Source organism: Streptomyces sp. NPDC001980 (genome assembly GCF_040296885.1).
Classification (GTDB): domain Bacteria; phylum Actinomycetota; class Actinomycetes; order Streptomycetales; family Streptomycetaceae; genus Streptomyces.
The window spans coordinates 73839-89980 of the sequence record NZ_JBEOYD010000013.1 but is presented as its reverse complement, the minus strand read 5'-3'; the positions used below and the strand labels follow the sequence as shown (position 1 = coordinate 89980).

16 protein-coding genes are annotated in these 16142 nt (G+C 72.0%); 7 read left to right on the top strand and 9 right to left on the bottom strand.

Features of this window, described 5'->3' with window-relative positions:
• Nucleotides 1-89: 89 nt before the first annotated feature.
• The gene (locus ABT137_RS21385) at nucleotides 90-242 is read right to left on the bottom strand and encodes a DUF8834 family protein (protein ID WP_089098921.1); all 153 of its coding nucleotides are present in this window, start codon (nucleotides 240-242) and stop codon (nucleotides 90-92) included.
• A gap of 161 nt (nucleotides 243-403) precedes the next feature.
• Here ABT137_RS21385 and ABT137_RS21380 point away from each other — a divergent pair, with 161 nt between their 5' ends.
• A complete protein-coding gene (locus tag ABT137_RS21380; RefSeq protein ID WP_351711359.1) occupies nucleotides 404-1306 on the top strand; it encodes an NYN domain-containing protein in 903 nt (300 codons plus the stop codon).
• Here ABT137_RS21380 and ABT137_RS21375 read toward each other — a convergent pair.
• Genes ABT137_RS21375 through ABT137_RS21365 form a run of 3 tightly spaced genes read right to left on the bottom strand, consistent with a single transcriptional unit; the run spans nucleotide 1303 to nucleotide 5065 of the window.
• Nucleotides 1303-2208, bottom strand: coding sequence for an alpha/beta fold hydrolase (locus ABT137_RS21375; RefSeq protein ID WP_351711103.1), 906 nt, complete (start codon nucleotides 2206-2208; stop codon nucleotides 1303-1305). The two genes, ABT137_RS21380 and ABT137_RS21375, sit on opposite strands and share 4 nt — an antisense overlap.
• Nucleotides 2205-3398, bottom strand: a complete 1194-nt coding sequence (locus tag ABT137_RS21370; RefSeq protein ID WP_351711101.1) for a serine/threonine-protein kinase — start codon at nucleotides 3396-3398, stop codon at nucleotides 2205-2207. Before ABT137_RS21370 ends, ABT137_RS21375 begins: the two co-directional genes overlap by 4 nt.
• Nucleotides 3395-5065, bottom strand: coding sequence for a tetratricopeptide repeat protein (locus ABT137_RS21365; protein ID WP_351711099.1), 1671 nt, complete (start codon nucleotides 5063-5065; stop codon nucleotides 3395-3397). Before ABT137_RS21365 ends, ABT137_RS21370 begins: the two co-directional genes overlap by 4 nt.
• Nucleotides 5066-5224: 159 nt before the next feature.
• Here ABT137_RS21365 and ABT137_RS21360 point away from each other — a divergent pair, with 159 nt between their 5' ends.
• Nucleotides 5225-5407 (top strand): hypothetical protein, encoded by a 183-nt coding sequence (locus ABT137_RS21360; RefSeq protein ID WP_351711097.1) that lies wholly within the window; start codon nucleotides 5225-5227, stop codon nucleotides 5405-5407.
• Nucleotides 5408-5500: 93 nt separating this feature from the next.
• Here the strand turns inward: ABT137_RS21360 and ABT137_RS21355 are convergent, their stop codons facing one another.
• The gene (locus tag ABT137_RS21355; protein ID WP_351711096.1) at nucleotides 5501-8023 is read right to left on the bottom strand and encodes a DEAD/DEAH box helicase; all 2523 of its coding nucleotides are present in this window, start codon (nucleotides 8021-8023) and stop codon (nucleotides 5501-5503) included.
• 574 nt (nucleotides 8024-8597) lie between these two features.
• Here ABT137_RS21355 and ABT137_RS21350 point away from each other — a divergent pair.
• Complete coding sequence (locus ABT137_RS21350) at nucleotides 8598-9344, top strand: ferritin-like fold-containing protein (protein WP_351711094.1); 747 nt, start codon at nucleotides 8598-8600, stop codon at nucleotides 9342-9344.
• A gap of 116 nt (nucleotides 9345-9460) precedes the next feature.
• Here ABT137_RS21350 and ABT137_RS21345 read toward each other — a convergent pair whose 3' ends face one another.
• The 4 genes from ABT137_RS21345 to ABT137_RS21330 form a co-directional block, all read right to left on the bottom strand.
• Entirely contained in the window at nucleotides 9461-9733 is a 273-nt protein-coding gene (locus ABT137_RS21345; protein WP_351489712.1) for a hypothetical protein, read from the bottom strand.
• Between the two features lie 177 nt (nucleotides 9734-9910).
• Nucleotides 9911-10138 (bottom strand): DUF3107 domain-containing protein, encoded by a 228-nt coding sequence (locus ABT137_RS21340; RefSeq protein WP_046730492.1) that lies wholly within the window; start codon nucleotides 10136-10138, stop codon nucleotides 9911-9913.
• A 154-nt stretch (nucleotides 10139-10292) separates the two neighbouring features.
• Nucleotides 10293-10937 (bottom strand): TetR/AcrR family transcriptional regulator, encoded by a 645-nt coding sequence (locus ABT137_RS21335; RefSeq protein WP_351711093.1) that lies wholly within the window; start codon nucleotides 10935-10937, stop codon nucleotides 10293-10295.
• Nucleotides 10938-11128: 191 nt separating this feature from the next.
• Nucleotides 11129-11353, bottom strand: coding sequence for an Rv3202a family protein (locus ABT137_RS21330; protein WP_351711091.1), 225 nt, complete (start codon nucleotides 11351-11353; stop codon nucleotides 11129-11131).
• Between the two features lie 283 nt (nucleotides 11354-11636).
• Here ABT137_RS21330 and ABT137_RS21325 point away from each other — a divergent pair, with 283 nt between their 5' ends.
• The 4 genes from ABT137_RS21325 (at nucleotide 11637) to ABT137_RS21310 (ending at nucleotide 16140) form a co-directional block, all read left to right on the top strand.
• Nucleotides 11637-12656 carry an alpha/beta fold hydrolase gene (locus ABT137_RS21325; RefSeq protein ID WP_351711089.1) on the top strand — a complete coding sequence of 340 codons (1020 nt, stop codon included), beginning with the start codon at nucleotides 11637-11639 and terminating at the stop codon, nucleotides 12654-12656.
• A 7-nt stretch (nucleotides 12657-12663) separates the two neighbouring features.
• Nucleotides 12664-14106 carry a DUF3152 domain-containing protein gene (locus ABT137_RS21320; RefSeq protein WP_351711087.1) on the top strand — a complete coding sequence of 481 codons (1443 nt, stop codon included), beginning with the start codon at nucleotides 12664-12666 and terminating at the stop codon, nucleotides 14104-14106.
• Between the two features lie 56 nt (nucleotides 14107-14162).
• Complete coding sequence (locus ABT137_RS21315) at nucleotides 14163-14255, top strand: Ms4533A family Cys-rich leader peptide (protein WP_351321593.1); 93 nt, start codon at nucleotides 14163-14165, stop codon at nucleotides 14253-14255.
• 166 nt (nucleotides 14256-14421) lie between these two features.
• On the top strand, nucleotides 14422-16140 hold the full coding sequence (locus ABT137_RS21310; protein ID WP_351711085.1) for an ABC transporter substrate-binding protein: 1719 nt from the start codon (nucleotides 14422-14424) through the stop codon (nucleotides 16138-16140).
• The last annotated feature ends 2 nt before the right edge of the window (nucleotides 16141-16142 follow it).

The window sequence follows — 16142 nt, the reverse complement described above, 5'->3', positions numbered from 1 at the left end:
GGGGCTCTGAAGACTGTGCGGTGCTCCGCGTGTCGTCGGTGTGGCTGTTCTCGTCTGTCGTTGTCGCGTCGTCTTGTTGCGAAACCTCGTTACGAGGCCTGGGTCTCGGCCGGTCGGATCCACAGGCGCTGCCCCACGGCGGCGGCCTGCTGCACGATCCTGCTGACGGAGGCGGCGTCCACGACAGTGCTGTCCACGGTGGTGCCGTCGACCTCGTCGAGTCGCATGATTTCGAAGCGCATGGCCTCTCCCTTCGTCGTCCTGTTCCGTAGGAGTCAACGGCTTGCGTGTTACAAACATTCCCTACGCTAAAGAAATTTTTCGAACGTCTAATTACTGACCGGTAAGAGTGTGCGGGAGACTGACCGGGACCGGTTGTGTTCGCAGCGTGACCGCCGGGACAATGGAGGCGATGAACGACGACCTCGACGCCCTCCGGGCCCGTATCGACCGCACGAACGAGCTGCTCACCCGCATGCTCGCCGAAGTGGCCAAGACGCCCTCGACGCACGCCATCTTCGTGGACGCGGGCTACCTCTACGCGGCCACGGGCCGGCTCGTCGCCGGGACGGAGGACCGCCGCGCCTTCGACCTCGACGCCGAAGGGCTGATCGAAGCGCTCATCGACAAGGCGCGCCAGATCTTCGCCGACAGCCGCCTGCTGCGCGTCTACTGGTACGACGGCGCCCGCCGCCGCATCCACACCGCCGAGCAGCAGGCCATCGCCGAGCTCCCCGACGTCAAGGTCCGCCTCGGCAACCTCAACGCCAACAACCAGCAGAAGGGCGTCGACTCCCTGATCCGCACGGACCTGGAGTCACTGGCCCGGCACCGCGCCATCAGCGACGCGGCCCTGCTCGGCGGCGACGAGGACCTGGTCTCGGCGGTCGAGGCCGCCCAGGGCTACGGCGCCCGCGTCCACCTGTGGGGCATCGAGGCCCCCGAGGGCCGCAACCAGGCCGAGCCGCTGCTCTGGGAGGTCGACAGCCAGCGCACCCTCGACCTCGAGTTCTTCAAGCCGTACGTCTCCAGACGTGCCGCCCCCGCCTACGAGGCCGGCACCACCAGACCCGCCCGCGAGGACGTCCGGTTCGTCGGTGCGCAGATCGCCGCGAAGTGGCTGTCCGCGCGGGGCCGCGAGGCGCTCGTCGAACTGCTGCCCGGCCACCCCTACCTGCCGGGCTCCGTCGACCAGGACCTCCTCGTCGAGGCCGAGGGGATGCTCCAGTACTCCCTGCGCGGCCAGGCCGACCTGCGCCGCGCCCTGCGGGACGGCTTCTGGGGGCACCTCCAGACGCAGTACTAGCCCCGGTTCCGGTCCGAGGCGTCGGCGGTGCTGTCCCAGGAGCCTGCTATCGCCTCGGCGGTGGCGGCGGGCCGGTCGGTGTTGGGCGAGTGCTCCGCCCCCTCGACGACCGTCCGGTGGGCCCGCAGCCGCAGCGCCATCTCGTCCAGCAGCGGTACCGGCCAGGTGTCGTCCCGCGCGCCCGACAGGACGTGGAACGGCAGCGGTACGGCGGCGAGTTCCGCGACGCGGTCCGGCTCGATGCACAACTGGCGTCCGGTGGCGAGGAGTTGGGCCGGCTTGTTGCCCAGCCAGCGGCGCCGCAGATCCTCGCCGTCCTCCAGACCTTCCTCCGGCGCGTCCGGTTCCTCCAGCTCCTCCGGTGCCTCCATGGCCTGCATGGCGTCCCACACCTCGGCCATCGACATCACGGCGAGCGCGTCCCGCAGCAGCTTCACGCGCTGCTGCTGGGAGGAGGAGATCTGCGCCGGGCCCGAGGACATCAGGGTCAGCGAGCGGAACGGCGTGCGGTCGAGGAGCACGGCCGCGCGGGCGATCTGACCGCCGAGGGAGTGCCCCAGCAGATGCACCGGCCGGCCCGCGCCGACCACCGCCGCCTGCGCGAGCACGTCCCGCGCCAACTCCTCCTGGGCGTAGACCGATTCGTCGTCCGCCGGCCCGTCCGACTCGAACTGCCCACGCCCGTCCACGGCGACCGTCCGGTACCCGCGCCGGCCCAGCGGTACGTGCAGCCGGTTGAAGTCCTCCTTGCTCCCGGTGAACCCGGGCAGCAACAGCGCGATCCCCCTGGGCTCGACCCCGGTGGCCACGGGCGCGTCGACGACGGCGAACTCACCCCGGTCGGTGGCGAGCGCGTACGCACGGGCACCGGAGGGCGGGACGAAGGTGCGAGGCCTGCTCATGGGGAGAGGTTATCCGGCGGCGGGGCCGGGGCTCGGTGGGGGCGGCGGGCGAAGGCGGTCATGGGACGGCGGGGTATGTAGTTGCGGGGGGTCGCGGGGTCGGGTGGGGGAGCGGGGAGCGCCTCCGGCGTGGTGGGAGGCGGGGATGCGGGCGGCGCGGCGTCGACCGGTGCCGAGGACATCGTGCGCGTCACCTCACGAGGTGCGACAGGCTGCTCGGCGTCGGCCTCCGTGTGGCCGTCGGCCGGCCCGGAGGCGCCGTGTTCGCCGTCCCGCGACGGACTTTCCGCGATTGCGGGCTCCTGCCGGGTGTAGGCCAGGTCCGGTTCCGGAGAGCTCTCGTCCAGCGGCCGGTGCCCGCCGAGACGGGTCAGCTCCTCGATCACCTCGTCCGCGGAGGACCGCGCGGCCGGATCCTTGCGCAGCAGCGCGGTCAACAGGGGCCTGAGCGGCTCGGGTACGTCGTCGAACCGCGGCTCCGAGTCCAGCACGGCCCGCATCGAGGCCCACGCGCTGGAAGCAGCGAAAGGCGCACGGCCCGTCACCGCGGCGTACAGCGTCGCACCCAGCGACCAGAGGTCACCCGGTGGCCCGTCGACGCCGCCCGTCAGGCGCTCCGGAGCCATGTAGCCCGGAGTACCGACCAGCACGCCGGTCGTGGTCAGGGTGGTTTCTCCCGGGGCGCGGAGGGCGGCGATGCCGAAGTCCATCAGCACCACGCGGCCACTGGGCTCCAGATGCACGTTGGCGGGTTTGACGTCCCGGTGCAGAACGCCGGCGGCGTGTACGTCACGCAACGCCGTGGCCAGGCCCAGCCCGATCCGTACGGTCTCCCGCAGCCCCAGCGGGCCCTTTCCGGCGACCTGGGCCAGGGAGGGGCCCCGGACCAGCTCCATGACGATCCACAGCCGCCGGTCCTCCTCGACGACGTCGTAGATGCGCACGACGTTCGGGTGGTTGATACGGGCGGCCGCGCGGGCTTCCCGGCGCGTCCGCTCGTACCGGACGCGCTGCCCGGTGGTGTCGGCCGACGGGTCGGGGATGATCTCCTTCACCGCCACCAGCCGGTCCAGCATCTCGTCCCGCGCCCGCCAGACCTGCCCCATGCCGCCCTGGCCGATCCGCTCCAGCAGCCGGTAGCGGCCCGAGACGATCGGGTGCGCCCGGCCCGGTTCGACCGCTCCGCTCATTCCTGGGACCTGCCCTTCCAGAAGGCGAGCTGGTTCCGGATGACCTCGGTGTGCGGATGGCGGCGGCCGAGCACGCGCAGGGTGTCCGGGAACAGCTCCGACAGATGGGCCGCCGCCGCGGACGTGTCGCCCGCGACACCCCGCCAGGCCGCGAGGTTGCAGCGGATGATCAGCGTGTACATGTGGTCCCGGCCGAGGAGCCGCACCGCGTCCGACAGCAGGGCGTCGAAGTCCGCCATCGCGCCTGTGACATCCCCCGAGACGCCCCGCCACTGGGCCAGGTCGCTGCGGGTGGCGAGGGTGTCCGGATGCTCGCTGCCGAGCACGCGCCGACGATGGGTCAGCAGGTCGTCCAGTGCGTCGGCGGCCCCCGTGGCGTCCCCCGCCTCACCCCGCCACACGGCGAGGGCATGCCGTACCGCCAGGGTGTCGGGATGGTCCGCCCCCAGCACCCGTATGGCGTCCGGCAGCAACGCGGCGAAGCCGGCCGCCGCCGCGTGGGGGTTGCCCAACGCGCCTTGCCAGTGGGCGAGGTTGTGGCGGGTGGCCAGGGTGTCGGCGTGGTCGGCCCCCAGAACGCGCTCGCGGTGGGTGAGCAGCTCGGCGAGGGCGGCGACCGCACCGGCCGGATCGCCTGCCTCGCCCCGCCAGGCCGCCAGGTTGTGCCGCGCGGTCAGGGTGTCCGGGTGGTCGGCGCCGGCGTGCTGCGACTGGGCGACGACGAGCTCCGCGTACAACCGCACGGCCTCGGTGATCCGGAAGGCGTCGGCGGCGGCCGAGGCCTCCGCCCACATCTCTGGGAGTTCGTGCGCCTCCACGGGGGACGGGCCGGCCGCGTCGGTGAAGAGGCGTGCCGTCGCTCTTTCGGGCGAAGGCGCACGGTGGGCGTGTCCGGACCGTTCGTGTCCGGGCTGGGCGGGGCCAGTGTGCGGGTCGGCCTCGGCGACCCGGTGCCGACCGCCGTCGCCGTCCTGAGCGACGTTGTCCCGGTTGTCCGGCGGGACGACGGGGTTGTCCGGGACAACCCCGGACAACCCCAGGAGAGTCAGCCGCTGCGTCAACTGCTGAGTGCGGTCGCGCTCCTGGGCCACCGACCGCTCGGCCGCCTGCTGCCTCTCCATCGCCTGTCTGGTCTCGGCCGCCGCCTGGTCGCGGGCTGCCTCGGCGCGGGCGAGTAACTCGCGGACCTGGTTCAGCTCCCGGGTGTGCCGCTCCTCGCGCTTGAGCCGCTTCCGTTCGCCCTTGAGCGCCGCGACTTCCAGCTCCAGCTCCATCCGGCGCTGCAGCAGGCGGGCGAGGTCCGAGCCCGGCGCCCAGGGCGAGGGTGGCTGGGGTGCGGCGGCCGGGTCCGGCGCGGCCCGGGTGTCCCGCAGCGAACGCCGCGCCTCGGCCAGCAACTTCAGCGCACGCCGCTCGTCGCGAACCCGGGACGCCGGGTCCTGCGCGGTGGCGCCGAGCAGGGCGACGACGAAGCCCTCGTGCGGGACCTTGCCGCTCAGGAACTCCGAGATCTGCGTGCGGGACACGTAGATCTCCTGCGCGAGCTGACGGTATGTCTTGCCGCTCAGGTCGACTCGCTCCCGCAGGAACACGGCCAGTTCGCGGGCCTCTTCGGACGCCGCTCGGACAGGCCCCCTGGGGCGTCCGCCCTTCCAGTCCGAGACCACGATCCCCCCTCGCACTCGCACTCGCGCTCGCCCGGCCGCTGTCCTGGACAACGGGTGGACCATCCGAAACTACTCCCGGATCGGGGCGGCCAACTGCAGGTCGCGACAAGGTCGTTGTCGGCGGCCGCGGACTCCTCCGGGCCGGGTTAGGAGACCACGATGTCTGTTCAGTCCCCCGGCACGGAGCCGGTCAAGCCCTCGGGGCCCGGGTGGCCCCACCTCGTACTCGCCGTCCTGCTCGCGGCGATCGGCAACGGCTGGAGCGCGGCCGAGGTCAGGACCCTCGGCTTCGTCCTGCTGGCGCTGGTAGCCGTCGGCGCGGTCGCGAGCCGTGACCGGTAGCGGTGGGTCGGCACCGTGTGGCGGAACGCCGACGGCCCGGCCCACACGAGGTGGGCCGGGCCGTCACGGGGCTCGGTTCGGTTCCGGCCGTCGTCAGGCCTCGGGGGCCGCGGCGGTTGCCTTCCGGGTCCGGCGGGCCTTCGGCTTCGCCTCTGCGTCGGCCGCCTCGACGGATCCGGCGGTCTCGGCGGACTCCGTCGCCTTGCGGGTGGTGCGTCGCCTCGGCTTCGCCTCCGGCTCCTCGGTGGCCTGCGCCGGGATCTCCGCGGTGGCGGCGGCTGCCGTCTTCCGGGTGCGGCGGGGCTTGGCCTCGGTGGCCTCGGCGGTGTCGACGGCGGCCTCGGCCGTCTTCCGCGTGCGGCGCGGCTTGGGCGCGGCTTCGGCCTCGGCGGTCTCCGGGGCGGCGGCCGCCGTCTTCCGGGTCCGACGGGGCTTCGCCTCGGTGACCGCCTCGGCCGTCTCCGGCTCGGCGTCGGTCGCCGTCGCCTTGCGGGTGCGGCGCGGCTTGGCCTCCGTGCCCTCGGCGGTGTCCACCGCGGCCTCGGCGGCTGCGGCCGTCTTGCGGGTGCGGCGCGGCTTGGGCGCGGCCTCGGCTTCCGCCTCGGCGCTCGCCGGCTGCGGTTCGGTCACCGCGGGCTCGACAGGCTCGGCTGCCTTGCGGGTGCGGCGGCGGGCCGGGGCCACCGGGGCCTCGACGGCCTCCGCCGGAGCCTCCGCGACCTCGGCCACGGGCTCGGCGGCCTTACGGACACGGCGGCGGGGCTTGGCCTCGGTGGCTTCGGCGGTGTCCACCGCGGCCTCGGCGGCGGCAGCGGCCGTCTTCCGCGTGCGGCGCGGCTTCGGCTCCGCCACGGTCTCGACCGCCTCGACGGCTGCCGCGGGGGCGGCCGTCTCGGGAGCCTCGACCGTCTTGCGGGTGCGGCGGCGTGCGGGGGTCGCCGGTGCCTCTTCGGACTCCGGAGCCTCGGTCACCACCGGCGTCGTCGCCTCCGCCACCGGCGCGGCCTCCGCGGACCTGCGGGTGCGGCGACGGCGCGGCTTCTCGGCCGCGGCCGGTTCCACGACGGCCTCGACCGTCTCGACGACGGCCTCCGGCGTCACGGCCTCCGGCGGCACGGTCGCCTGGGCGGCGGCCGCCACCGGCTCCTGCGACGCCCCGTTGCGCGTACGGCGACGGCGGCGCGGGGTCCGGGTGCCCGTCGGCTCCGACGCCGCGACGGCGTCGTCGGCGGAGACGGGCGACGCGGACTCGGCGGCCGGCGCCGTGGACGCCGTACCGGATGCCTGCTCCAGGGCCGTACCGCCCCGGGTGCGACGGCGGCGGCGCGGGGTGCGGGCCGGACGCTCGCGCTCCTCGGTACGGGCCTCGGCACGGGGCTCGGGGCGACCGCCCCGGCCACCGCGACCGCGGCCACCGCGACCACCGGTCTCGCCCAGGTCCTCCACTTCCTCCGCCGCCAGCCCGGCGCGGGTGCGCTCCGAGCGCGGCAGGACACCCTTGGTGCCCGCGGGGATCTTGAGGTCCTCGAAGAAGTGCGGGGAGGTCGAGTACGTCTCCACCGGCTCGGGGAACTTCAGGTCCAGCGCCTTGTTGATGAGCTGCCAGCGCGGGATGTCGTCCCAGTCGACGAAGGTGATCGCCGTACCCGACGCGCCGGCGCGGCCGGTACGGCCGACCCGGTGCAGGTACGTCTTCTCGTCCTCGGGGGACTGGTAGTTGATGACGTGCGTCACGCCCTCGACGTCGATGCCGCGCGCGGCGACGTCGGTGCAGACGAGGACATCCACCTTGCCGTTGCGGAACGCGCGCAGCGCCTGCTCGCGGGCGCCCTGGCCCAGGTCGCCGTGGACGGCGCCGGAGGCGAAACCGCGGTGCTGGAGCTGGTCGGCGATGTCGGCGGCGGTGCGCTTGGTGCGGCAGAAGATCATCGCGAGCCCGCGGCCCTCGGCCTGCAGTATGCGCGCGATCATCTCGGGCTTGTCCATGGAGTGCGCGCGGTAGACGAACTGCGCGATGTTCGCGACGGTCGCGCCCTCGTCGTCCGGCGCGGTGGCGCGGATGTGGGTGGGCTGGCTCATGTACCGGCGTGCGAGGCCGATGACCGCGCCCGGCATGGTCGCCGAGAACAGCATGGTCTGGCGCTTGGCCGGAAGCATGGCGATGATCTTCTCGACGTCGGGCAGGAAGCCCAGGTCGAGCATCTCGTCGGCCTCGTCGAGGACGAGCGACTTGATGTGCTTGAGGTTGAGCTTCTTCTGGCCCGCGAGGTCGAGCAGGCGGCCCGGGGTGCCGACGACCACGTCGACGCCCTTCTTCAGGGCCTCGACCTGCGGCTCGTAGGCGCGGCCGCCGTAGATGGCGAGAACGCGTACGTTACGGACCTTGCCGGCCGTCAGCAGGTCGTTGGTGACCTGGGTGCAGAGCTCGCGCGTGGGGACGACGACGAGCGCCTGGGGGGCCTCGGTGAGGGCCTCGGGGGCGGCGCGGCCGGCCTCCACGTCGGCGGGGACGGTGACGCGCTCCAGGAGCGGCAGACCGAAGCCGAGGGTCTTGCCGGTGCCGGTCTTGGCCTGGCCGATGACGTCGGTGCCGGACAGGGCGACCGGGAGTGTCATCTCCTGGATGGGGAAGGGGTTGATGATGCCGACGGCTTCCAGGGCCTCGGCGGTCTCGGGAAGGATTCCGAGTTCACGAAACGTCGTAGTCAGGGTGCTGCCTCTTCTGTGTGGCGCGGCGCGAGGCGAGCGCGGGGGTCTTTGACGGACCGTGCCGGGGGACGTCGGCTGCCTTACGTGCGGGCCGTGGGGGGCACGCCGTAGTGCACGGGACCTCTGCCGACGCTCTAGCGCTCGTACCGCTGAGGGTGTGTCCCTCCGGTCGTCGTACGCACAGTGCCGTACGAGCCGGGAGGGCTGTCGGGTCGGAGCCGATCGGGCCACCGACCGGGCATCCTCATACGTGCGGCCTGTCGAGGTACGTCGGAATTCGACGGCGTACCAGCAGGCGCATTACCACCATACCCCGGAATCGTGCACATGCGATGGCCGATTTGGTCACGTCGTGGTAGTCACAGTGGTTGACCAGGGGCTTCCCCGGGACTTCTCCGGGGCGCCCTGAGACTTTCCGGGGTCGGCCCGGAGCTTCCGCAGGACTTCCCCAGGGCTTCTCCGCGGCGGCGGGCGGGCTATTGTGCGCTTCATGACGAGCTCTGACAAGCCTGAGACCGCCTCCGCCGAACCGACCGGTGTCGCCGCCCAGGACTGGGCGCGGGCGGCCGCCGACCCGCACTACCGCGCCGCGGTCGTGGACCTGCTCGGCGCCCTCGCGTACGGCGAGCTCGCGGCGTTCGAGCGGCTCGCGGAGGACGCCAAGCTGGCGCCCTCGCTGGTGGACAAGGCCGAGCTGGCGAAGATGGCGTCGGCGGAGTTCCACCACTTCGAGCGGTTGCGGGACCGGCTGACGGAGATCGGCGAGGACGCCACGCAGGCGATGGAGCCGTTCGTCGCGGCCCTAGACGGCTTCCACCGGCAGACGGCGCCGTCCGACTGGCTGGAGGGCCTGGTCAAGGCCTACGTCGGCGACTCGATCGCCAGTGACTTCTACCGGGAGGTCGCGGCCCGCCTCGACGCGGACACCCGCGAACTGGTACTGGCCGTCCTCGACGACACCGGGCACGCCGGGTTCGCGGTGGAGAAGGTGCGCGCGGCCATCGACGCCGACCCGCGGGTGGGAGGCCGACTGGCTCTGTGGGCGCGGCGGTTGATGGGGGAGGCGCTGTCGCAGTCCCAGCGGGTGGTCGCCGACCGGGATGCGCTGTCGACCATGCTGGTCGGGGGTGTGGCCGACGGGTTCGACCTCGCCGAGGTGGGGCGGATGTTCTCGCGGATCACCGAGGCGCACACGAAGCGGATGGCCGCGTTGGGGTTGGCCGCGTAACGCCCTGTGAGGGGCGGTTGCGGGGAGTCGCGCGACCGCGGGTGCGTCGGTGGCCGGTCGTGCGGTTCCTCCCCCAGCCGTCGGCCGGGGGTACCCCCAGCGCCCCTTGCGGGGTGCTACGCCGGGATCGATCGTCGGCGCAGGTGGCGGCCCGCCGGGCGGAGCAGCAACGACAGGGACGCCGCCGAGACGATCGCCGCGCCCAGAAGAGTGACCAGGACCGTGCCGGGGCCGAGCGCGCTGTGGGTGACGAAGTCCCCGAAGAGGGCTCCCGCGACGCCCGTGCAGAACACCAGGGGACGGGCCGGGAGCCGGTGGGACAGCCGACTGGTCGCGGCCCACGACAGGGCCAGGCCGAGCAGGGCGGATCCAAGGACTTCCAGGAGCATCACGAGGGGTCCCTCCCACGGCCGGCTGGTGCTTCACGGTCGTAGCCCGTCATACCCGTGACCTGCGGAATGCAATCCTCCTCTGTGGACGACTTGTGGGCCACGTGTGGAAGGCGGACACGGCGGAGGGGCCGGGCGGACACACGTCCACCCGGCCCCTCCGTGCTGCTGCTGTGGTCAGACCGCGCTGAAGCCGACCTTGCGCACCGTCGGCTCGCCGAGCTCGATGTACGCCAGGCGGTCCGTCGGGACCAGGACCTTGCGGCCGCGCTCGTCCTCCAGGGACAGCACCTGTGACTTGCCGGCCAGCGCGTCGGCGACGAGGCGCTCGACCTCCTCGGCGTTCAGACCGCTCTCCAGAACGATCTCGCGGGGCGCGTGCTGCACGCCGATCTTGACCTCCACGGCTATGTCCCTCCGACGGTCAGTGAAGTGCGCGACCTTCCGCGCTGTACGCAGCACACATTAGCCCGGTGAGGGGACGTACACGCTGCGCACGTCCACGCCAGGAGCGAACAGCGAACGGGAATTCCTCCCGACGGTGCTGTCAGCGGCGTTGTCAGTGGTGCGCGTCGATGCCGTGCAGCGGGAATCCCGCGATGCCCCGCCAGGCCAGCGAGGTCAGCAGCTGGACCGCCTGGTCGCGCGGAACGGTGTGGTCGCTGTGCAGCCAGGAACGGGCCACCACCTGGGCGAGACCGCCGAGGCCGGAGGCCAGCAGCATCGACTCGGCACGCGGCAGACCGGTGTCCTCGGCGATGACCTCGCAGATAGCCTCGGCGCACTCGGTGGTGACCTTGTCGACGCGCTCGCGTACCGCGGGCTCGTTCGTCAGGTCGGACTCGAAGACCAGGCGGAAGGCCCCGCCGTCGTCCTCGACGTACGCGAAGTACGCGTCCATGGTCGCCCGGACCCGCTGCTTGTTGTCGGTCGTCGACGCGAGCGCGCCGCGCACCGCCTGGATCAGCGCCTCGCAGTGCTGGTCCAGCAGGGCCAGGTAGAGGTCGAGCTTGCCCGGGAAGTGCTGGTAGAGCACCGGCTTGCTGACGCCGGCGCGTTCGGCGATGTCGTCCATCGCGGCCGCGTGGTACCCCTGCGCGACGAATACTTCCTGGGCAGCGCCCAGGAGCTGGTTCCGTCGGGCACGGCGCGGCAGGCGCGTGCCCCGCGGGCGTGCTGCCTCTGTCTGCTCGATGGCTGTCACGCCGCCTCCCAAAGTCGTCCACATGAGTCGTCCACATGCGGATCGCTCCGCGCGGCCATCGTACTTTTCGGTAACCGTGCTGTGCGCGGTGCGAGCGCAGAATTTCACGTACCGGACGACAGCGAAAGCCGCACCGGGAAATACCTGGACATGCGAACAGTCCAGGTGGACAAGCCGGAGGCCGGCCGGGGTCAGCGGTAGTCGTCCTCGTCGAGGGAGACCACGCGTGCCTGCTCGATCAGATCGGCCTCGTTCGCGCGGTCCGGGTCCACACCGGTGAGCGGGTCGTCGTGGGACGGCGTGACGTCCGTGTGCTGCTCGGCTGCGTCGCCCTCAGGAGCCTCGACATCGATCTCCGGGGCGTCCGCCGCCTCCAGATCGTCGAGTACGTCGGGGTCGGTGGGGTCATGCGCCATGGTGGGCTCCCTTCCTTGGAAGATCCCTGGCGGAGCAGGGGGCCACAAACGGGTGCCCTGCTTACGAGCGTAGGAGACACCGGATGCGGACGCTATGCCATCTCCAGGGCCGTTCGCCCCGGATCTCAGCAGGCCCTTCGCCCGTGGCCGACGCGGCTTGCGCACCCGGAGCCGACGCGGCTTGAGCACCCCGGGCGGTACGCGCCTCGCGCGCGGCTCGCCCGGGCGAATCTGTGACGGCGAACACATGAATCACTGTGTGATCGTCTCGTAACATTGGCCCATGTCTTCGACCGAGCTGCCCTCCGTGCCGCCCACCAGCGTGCTCCCCGAGGCGGCGGCAGTCAGAGTCGCGGAGGGCGAGCGGCTGCGGTCGGTGGGACTGCCCGGAGTCACCCTCTCGGTCCGTTCGCGTCCGCCCGCGCGCGAGGGCCTGCCGCCCGCCCTCTACATCCACGGGCTGGGCGGCTCCTCGCAGAACTGGTCGGAGCTGATGGAACAGCTCGAAGGCGTCGTGGACGGCGAGGCGATCGACCTGCCGGGCTTCGGCGACTCGCCGCCGCCGGACGACGGCGACTACTCCGTCACCGGGCACGCGCGCGCGGTCATCCGCTATCTCGACGCGGTCGGCCGCGGGCCGGTCCATCTCTTCGGCAACTCCCTCGGCGGCGCGGTCGCCACCCGCGTCGCCGCCGTCCGCCCGGACCTCGTGCGCACCCTCACCCTCATCTCGCCGGCCCTGCCCGAGCTGCGCGTGCAGCGCACCGCCGTGCCGACGGTCCTGCTCGGCCTCCCCGGCGTCGCCGGGCTCCTCACCCGTACGACAGGTAAGTGGACCGCCGAACAGCGGGTACGGGGCGTGCTGGCCCTCTGCTACGGCGATCCCAGCCGGGTGACGCCCGAGGCGTTCGAGCACGCGGTGGAAGAGCTGGAACGGCGGCTGCGGCTGCCGTACTTCTGGGACGCGATGGCGCGGTCCGCGCGCGGGATCGTCAACGCGTACACGCTGGGCGGCCAGCACGGGCTCTGGCGCCAGGCCGAGCGCGTCCTCGCCCCGACCCTGCTGATCTACGGCGGCCGTGACCAGCTCGTCGGCTACCGCATGGCCCAGAAGGCCGCGCGCAGCTTCCGCTACTCCCGGCTGCTCTCCATGCCGGACGCCGGGCATGTGGCGATGATGGAGTACCCGGCGGCGGTGGCCGGGGCGTTCAGTGAACTCCTCGCTTCCGCCGACAGGCTGGGCCACGGACCGGCTTCCGGGACCGTCGGCGGCGGTCCGGTCACGCCGGGCGCGGGGAGCTGAGGGGCGAGTGGGACGCCACAGCCGCCGCGGGCCGGCACCCAAGGACGACGCGGCGGACATAGCGAACGGGCGCGCGGCCCGGAAACAGAGCCCGGGCGACCGCGAGCGCGGTCCTGCGGGGCCGACGGTGCCGCGCCCGGCCGACGGAACTCCCGCGGGCGGGGTACCGCGGTTCGCGGACGGAACCCCGGCGCACGGCGTCCCGCGCTTCCCGGACGGGACCCCGGCGCACGGCGTTCCACGCGTCCGTGGCGGTCACCCGCAGCAGCGTGAAGCGGGCGGTGGCTGGGGCCGGTTGGGTGGGGTGGCCGGTGCTCCCTCCGGGCCCGGCGGTACCGCTTCAGGGCCCGCCGGTACCGCTTCCGGGCCTGCCGGTGCCGCCTTCGGGGCGACCGGTGTGTCGATACCGCGGCAGCGGCAGAGCGGGCCCGGCGGTCCGCGGCAGGACTACGTCGACGCCTTCGGTGAGGACGTCGACGTCTTCGCACCCCGCCCCGGCATCGGCGCCCAGCGCGCGGAAACGTATCCGCCCGGCTCCGGTCCGCACACGTCCCCGCTCCCGTCCGGCATCGACGGCGGTGCGGGCGATGCCGACGACGCGCCGCCCACCGGCGAGCCCGCGCAGCCCAAGGGCGGCAAGGGCCGGGCCTTCGCGGGGGTCGCGGCCGCCGCCGTCACCACCGTGCTCGCGGTGATCGTCGCCGGGCAGGTGATCGACGGCCGGGACGGCGACGCCGTACGGTCGCAGTCGGCCGCGGGCGGGACGCGGGCCACCGACGGTGCCGCCTCGCGCGGGGACAGCCGTACGACGCCGTCCGCGTCGGCTTCCGCCTCGCCGGGCGTGGTGACGCTGTCGTACGAGCAGGCGATGGGTGAGAAGTACCCGCTCAGCGCCAAGCTGGCCGGGTCCGGGAAGTTCAGCACCGTGCCCGGGAGCGCGAAGGCGCCGGGCAAGGGGCGGAAGTACACCTACCGCGTCGATGTGGAGCAGGGGCTGGGGCTGGACGGGAAACTGTTCGCCGAGGCCGTGCAGAAGACGCTCAACGACGAGCGCAGCTGGGCCCACGACGGCGCCCGTACCTTCGCGCGCGTGTCCACCGGCAAGCCCGACTTCGTGATCACGCTCGCCAGCCCCGGCACCACCGCCAAGTGGTGCGCCAAGTCCGGCCTCGACACGACCGAGGACAACGTCTCCTGCGACTCGGCGTCGACCGAACGCGTCATGATCAACGCGTACCGATGGGCCCAGGGCAGCACGACGTACGGCGACAAGATCCACGCCTACCGGCAGATGCTGATCAACCACGAGGTCGGCCACCGGCTCGGCTACGGCCATGTGACCTGCGACAAGGACGGCGAGCTGGCGCCGGTCATGCAGCAGCAGACCAAGTTCCTCGACCACGACGGAATCCACTGTCTGCCCAATCCCTGGCCGTATCCCAAGAGTTGACAGGTGGCTCATACATCACATTGACATGCGCAGAAAGTTCGTACATATTTCTGGGCATGTCGTCCCTTCACGCCTCCGCGCGCGCCGCCATCGAGCTGGCGCTCATCGGCGTGACCGCGCTCTGCGTGGCCGACATTCACTGTCGCTGACGTCCGCCCTCGGGCGTTCGCGTCGCGATCTCTCTCTGTTGCCGTGACCTGGGTCACGGCTCTTTCGGCGACCTGACGCCCGGGCAGACGTCTGTTCACTTTCGTCTCACTCCTCGTCAATCTGTCTCACCAATCGAGACTCGCCTTCCGAGAGGTCGTCATTCCGATGCGTCACCCGTCCGTAACCAGCGCCCGCGCGGCGTACGTTTCGCTTGCCCTGGTCGTGGCAGCGGGCGCCGCTGCCTGCGGGCCGAAGGACAACGATGCCAACGGCTCCAGTGGCGACTCCACGCCGCACAAGGGCGGCACGCTCACCGTCCTGAACTCCGACCCCCAGACGGACTTCGACCCGGCCCGCCTGTACACCTCCGGCGGCGGCAACGTGCCCTCCCTGGTCTTCCGTACGCTCACCACCCGCAACCGCGCGAACGGCGCCGCCGGCACCAAGGTCGTCCCCGACCTGGCCACCGACACCGGGCGCCCCAGCAAGAACGCGACCGTGTGGACGTACACCCTGAAGGCGGGCCTCAAGTACGAGGACGGCACCGCGATCACGTCCGCCGACATCAAGTACGGCATCGAGCGCTCCTTCGCGCCCGAGCTCTCCGGCGGTGCGCCCTACCTGCGGGACTGGCTGGTCGGCGCCGCCGACTACCAGGGGCCGTACAAGGACAAGAAGGGGCTCTCGGCGATCGAGACGCCGGACAGCCGGACGATCGTCTTCCACCTCAACAAGCCCGAGGGCGAGTTCCCGTTCCTGGCCACGCAGACGCAGTTCACGCCGGTCCCGCAGGCCAAGGACACGGGCACCAAGTACGAGGAGCACCCGGTCTCGTCCGGCCCCTACAAGGTCGTGAAGAACGAGAACGACGGTGAGCACCTGGTCCTGGAGCGCAACAAGTACTGGTCCGCGGCCGTCGACGACCAGCGCAAGGCGTACCCGGACAAGATCGACGTGCAGTCCGGCCTCGACTCGTCCGTGATCAACCAGCGGCTGTCGTCGTCCCAGGGGACGGACGCGGCCGCCGTGACGACGGACACCAACCTCGGCCCGGCCGAACTCGCCAAGGTGACCGGCGACAAGGAACTCGCCGCGCGCGTCGGCACCGGCCACTTCGGCTACACGAACTACATAGCGTTCAACCCGAAGGTCAAGCCGTTCGACAACCCCAAGGTGCGGCAGGCGATCTCGTACGCCGTCGACCGGTCGTCCGTGGTCAACGCGGCGGGCGGCAGCGCCCTCGCCGAGCCCGCGACCACGTTCCTGCCCAACCAGAAGTCCTTCGGCTACACGCCGTACGACCTCTTCCCGGCGGGTGACACCGGCAACGCGGCCAAGGCCAAGGAGCTGCTGAAGGAGGCCGGTTACCCGAACGGGCTCACCGTCACGCTGACCCACGACAACGCCGACAACTTCAAGACGAGCCCCGAGATCGCGACCGCGATCCAGGACGCCCTCAAGAAGGCCGGCATCACGGTCAAGCTCCAGGGTCTGGAGGACAACAACTACTCCGACACCGTCCACAGCGTGAAGACCGAGCCCGGCTTCTTCCTCGCCGCGTGGGGTGCCGACTGGCCCTCCGGCGGCCCCTTCCTCGCCCCGATCTTCGACGGCCGCCAGATCGTCAAGGACGGCGCCAACTTCAACGCCTCCCAGCTCAACGATGCTTCGGTCAACGCCGAGATTGATGCGATCAACAAGTTGACGGATCTTGACGCGGCCGCCAAGCGGTGGGGTGCACTGGACCAGAAGATCGGCGCCCAGGCCCTGACCGTGCCGCTGTTCCACCCGGTCTACAAGCGACTGGTCGGCAAGGACATCAAGAACGTCGTGATCAGCGACTGGACCGGTGTCCTGGACATCTCCCAGGTCGCGGTGAAGTAGCA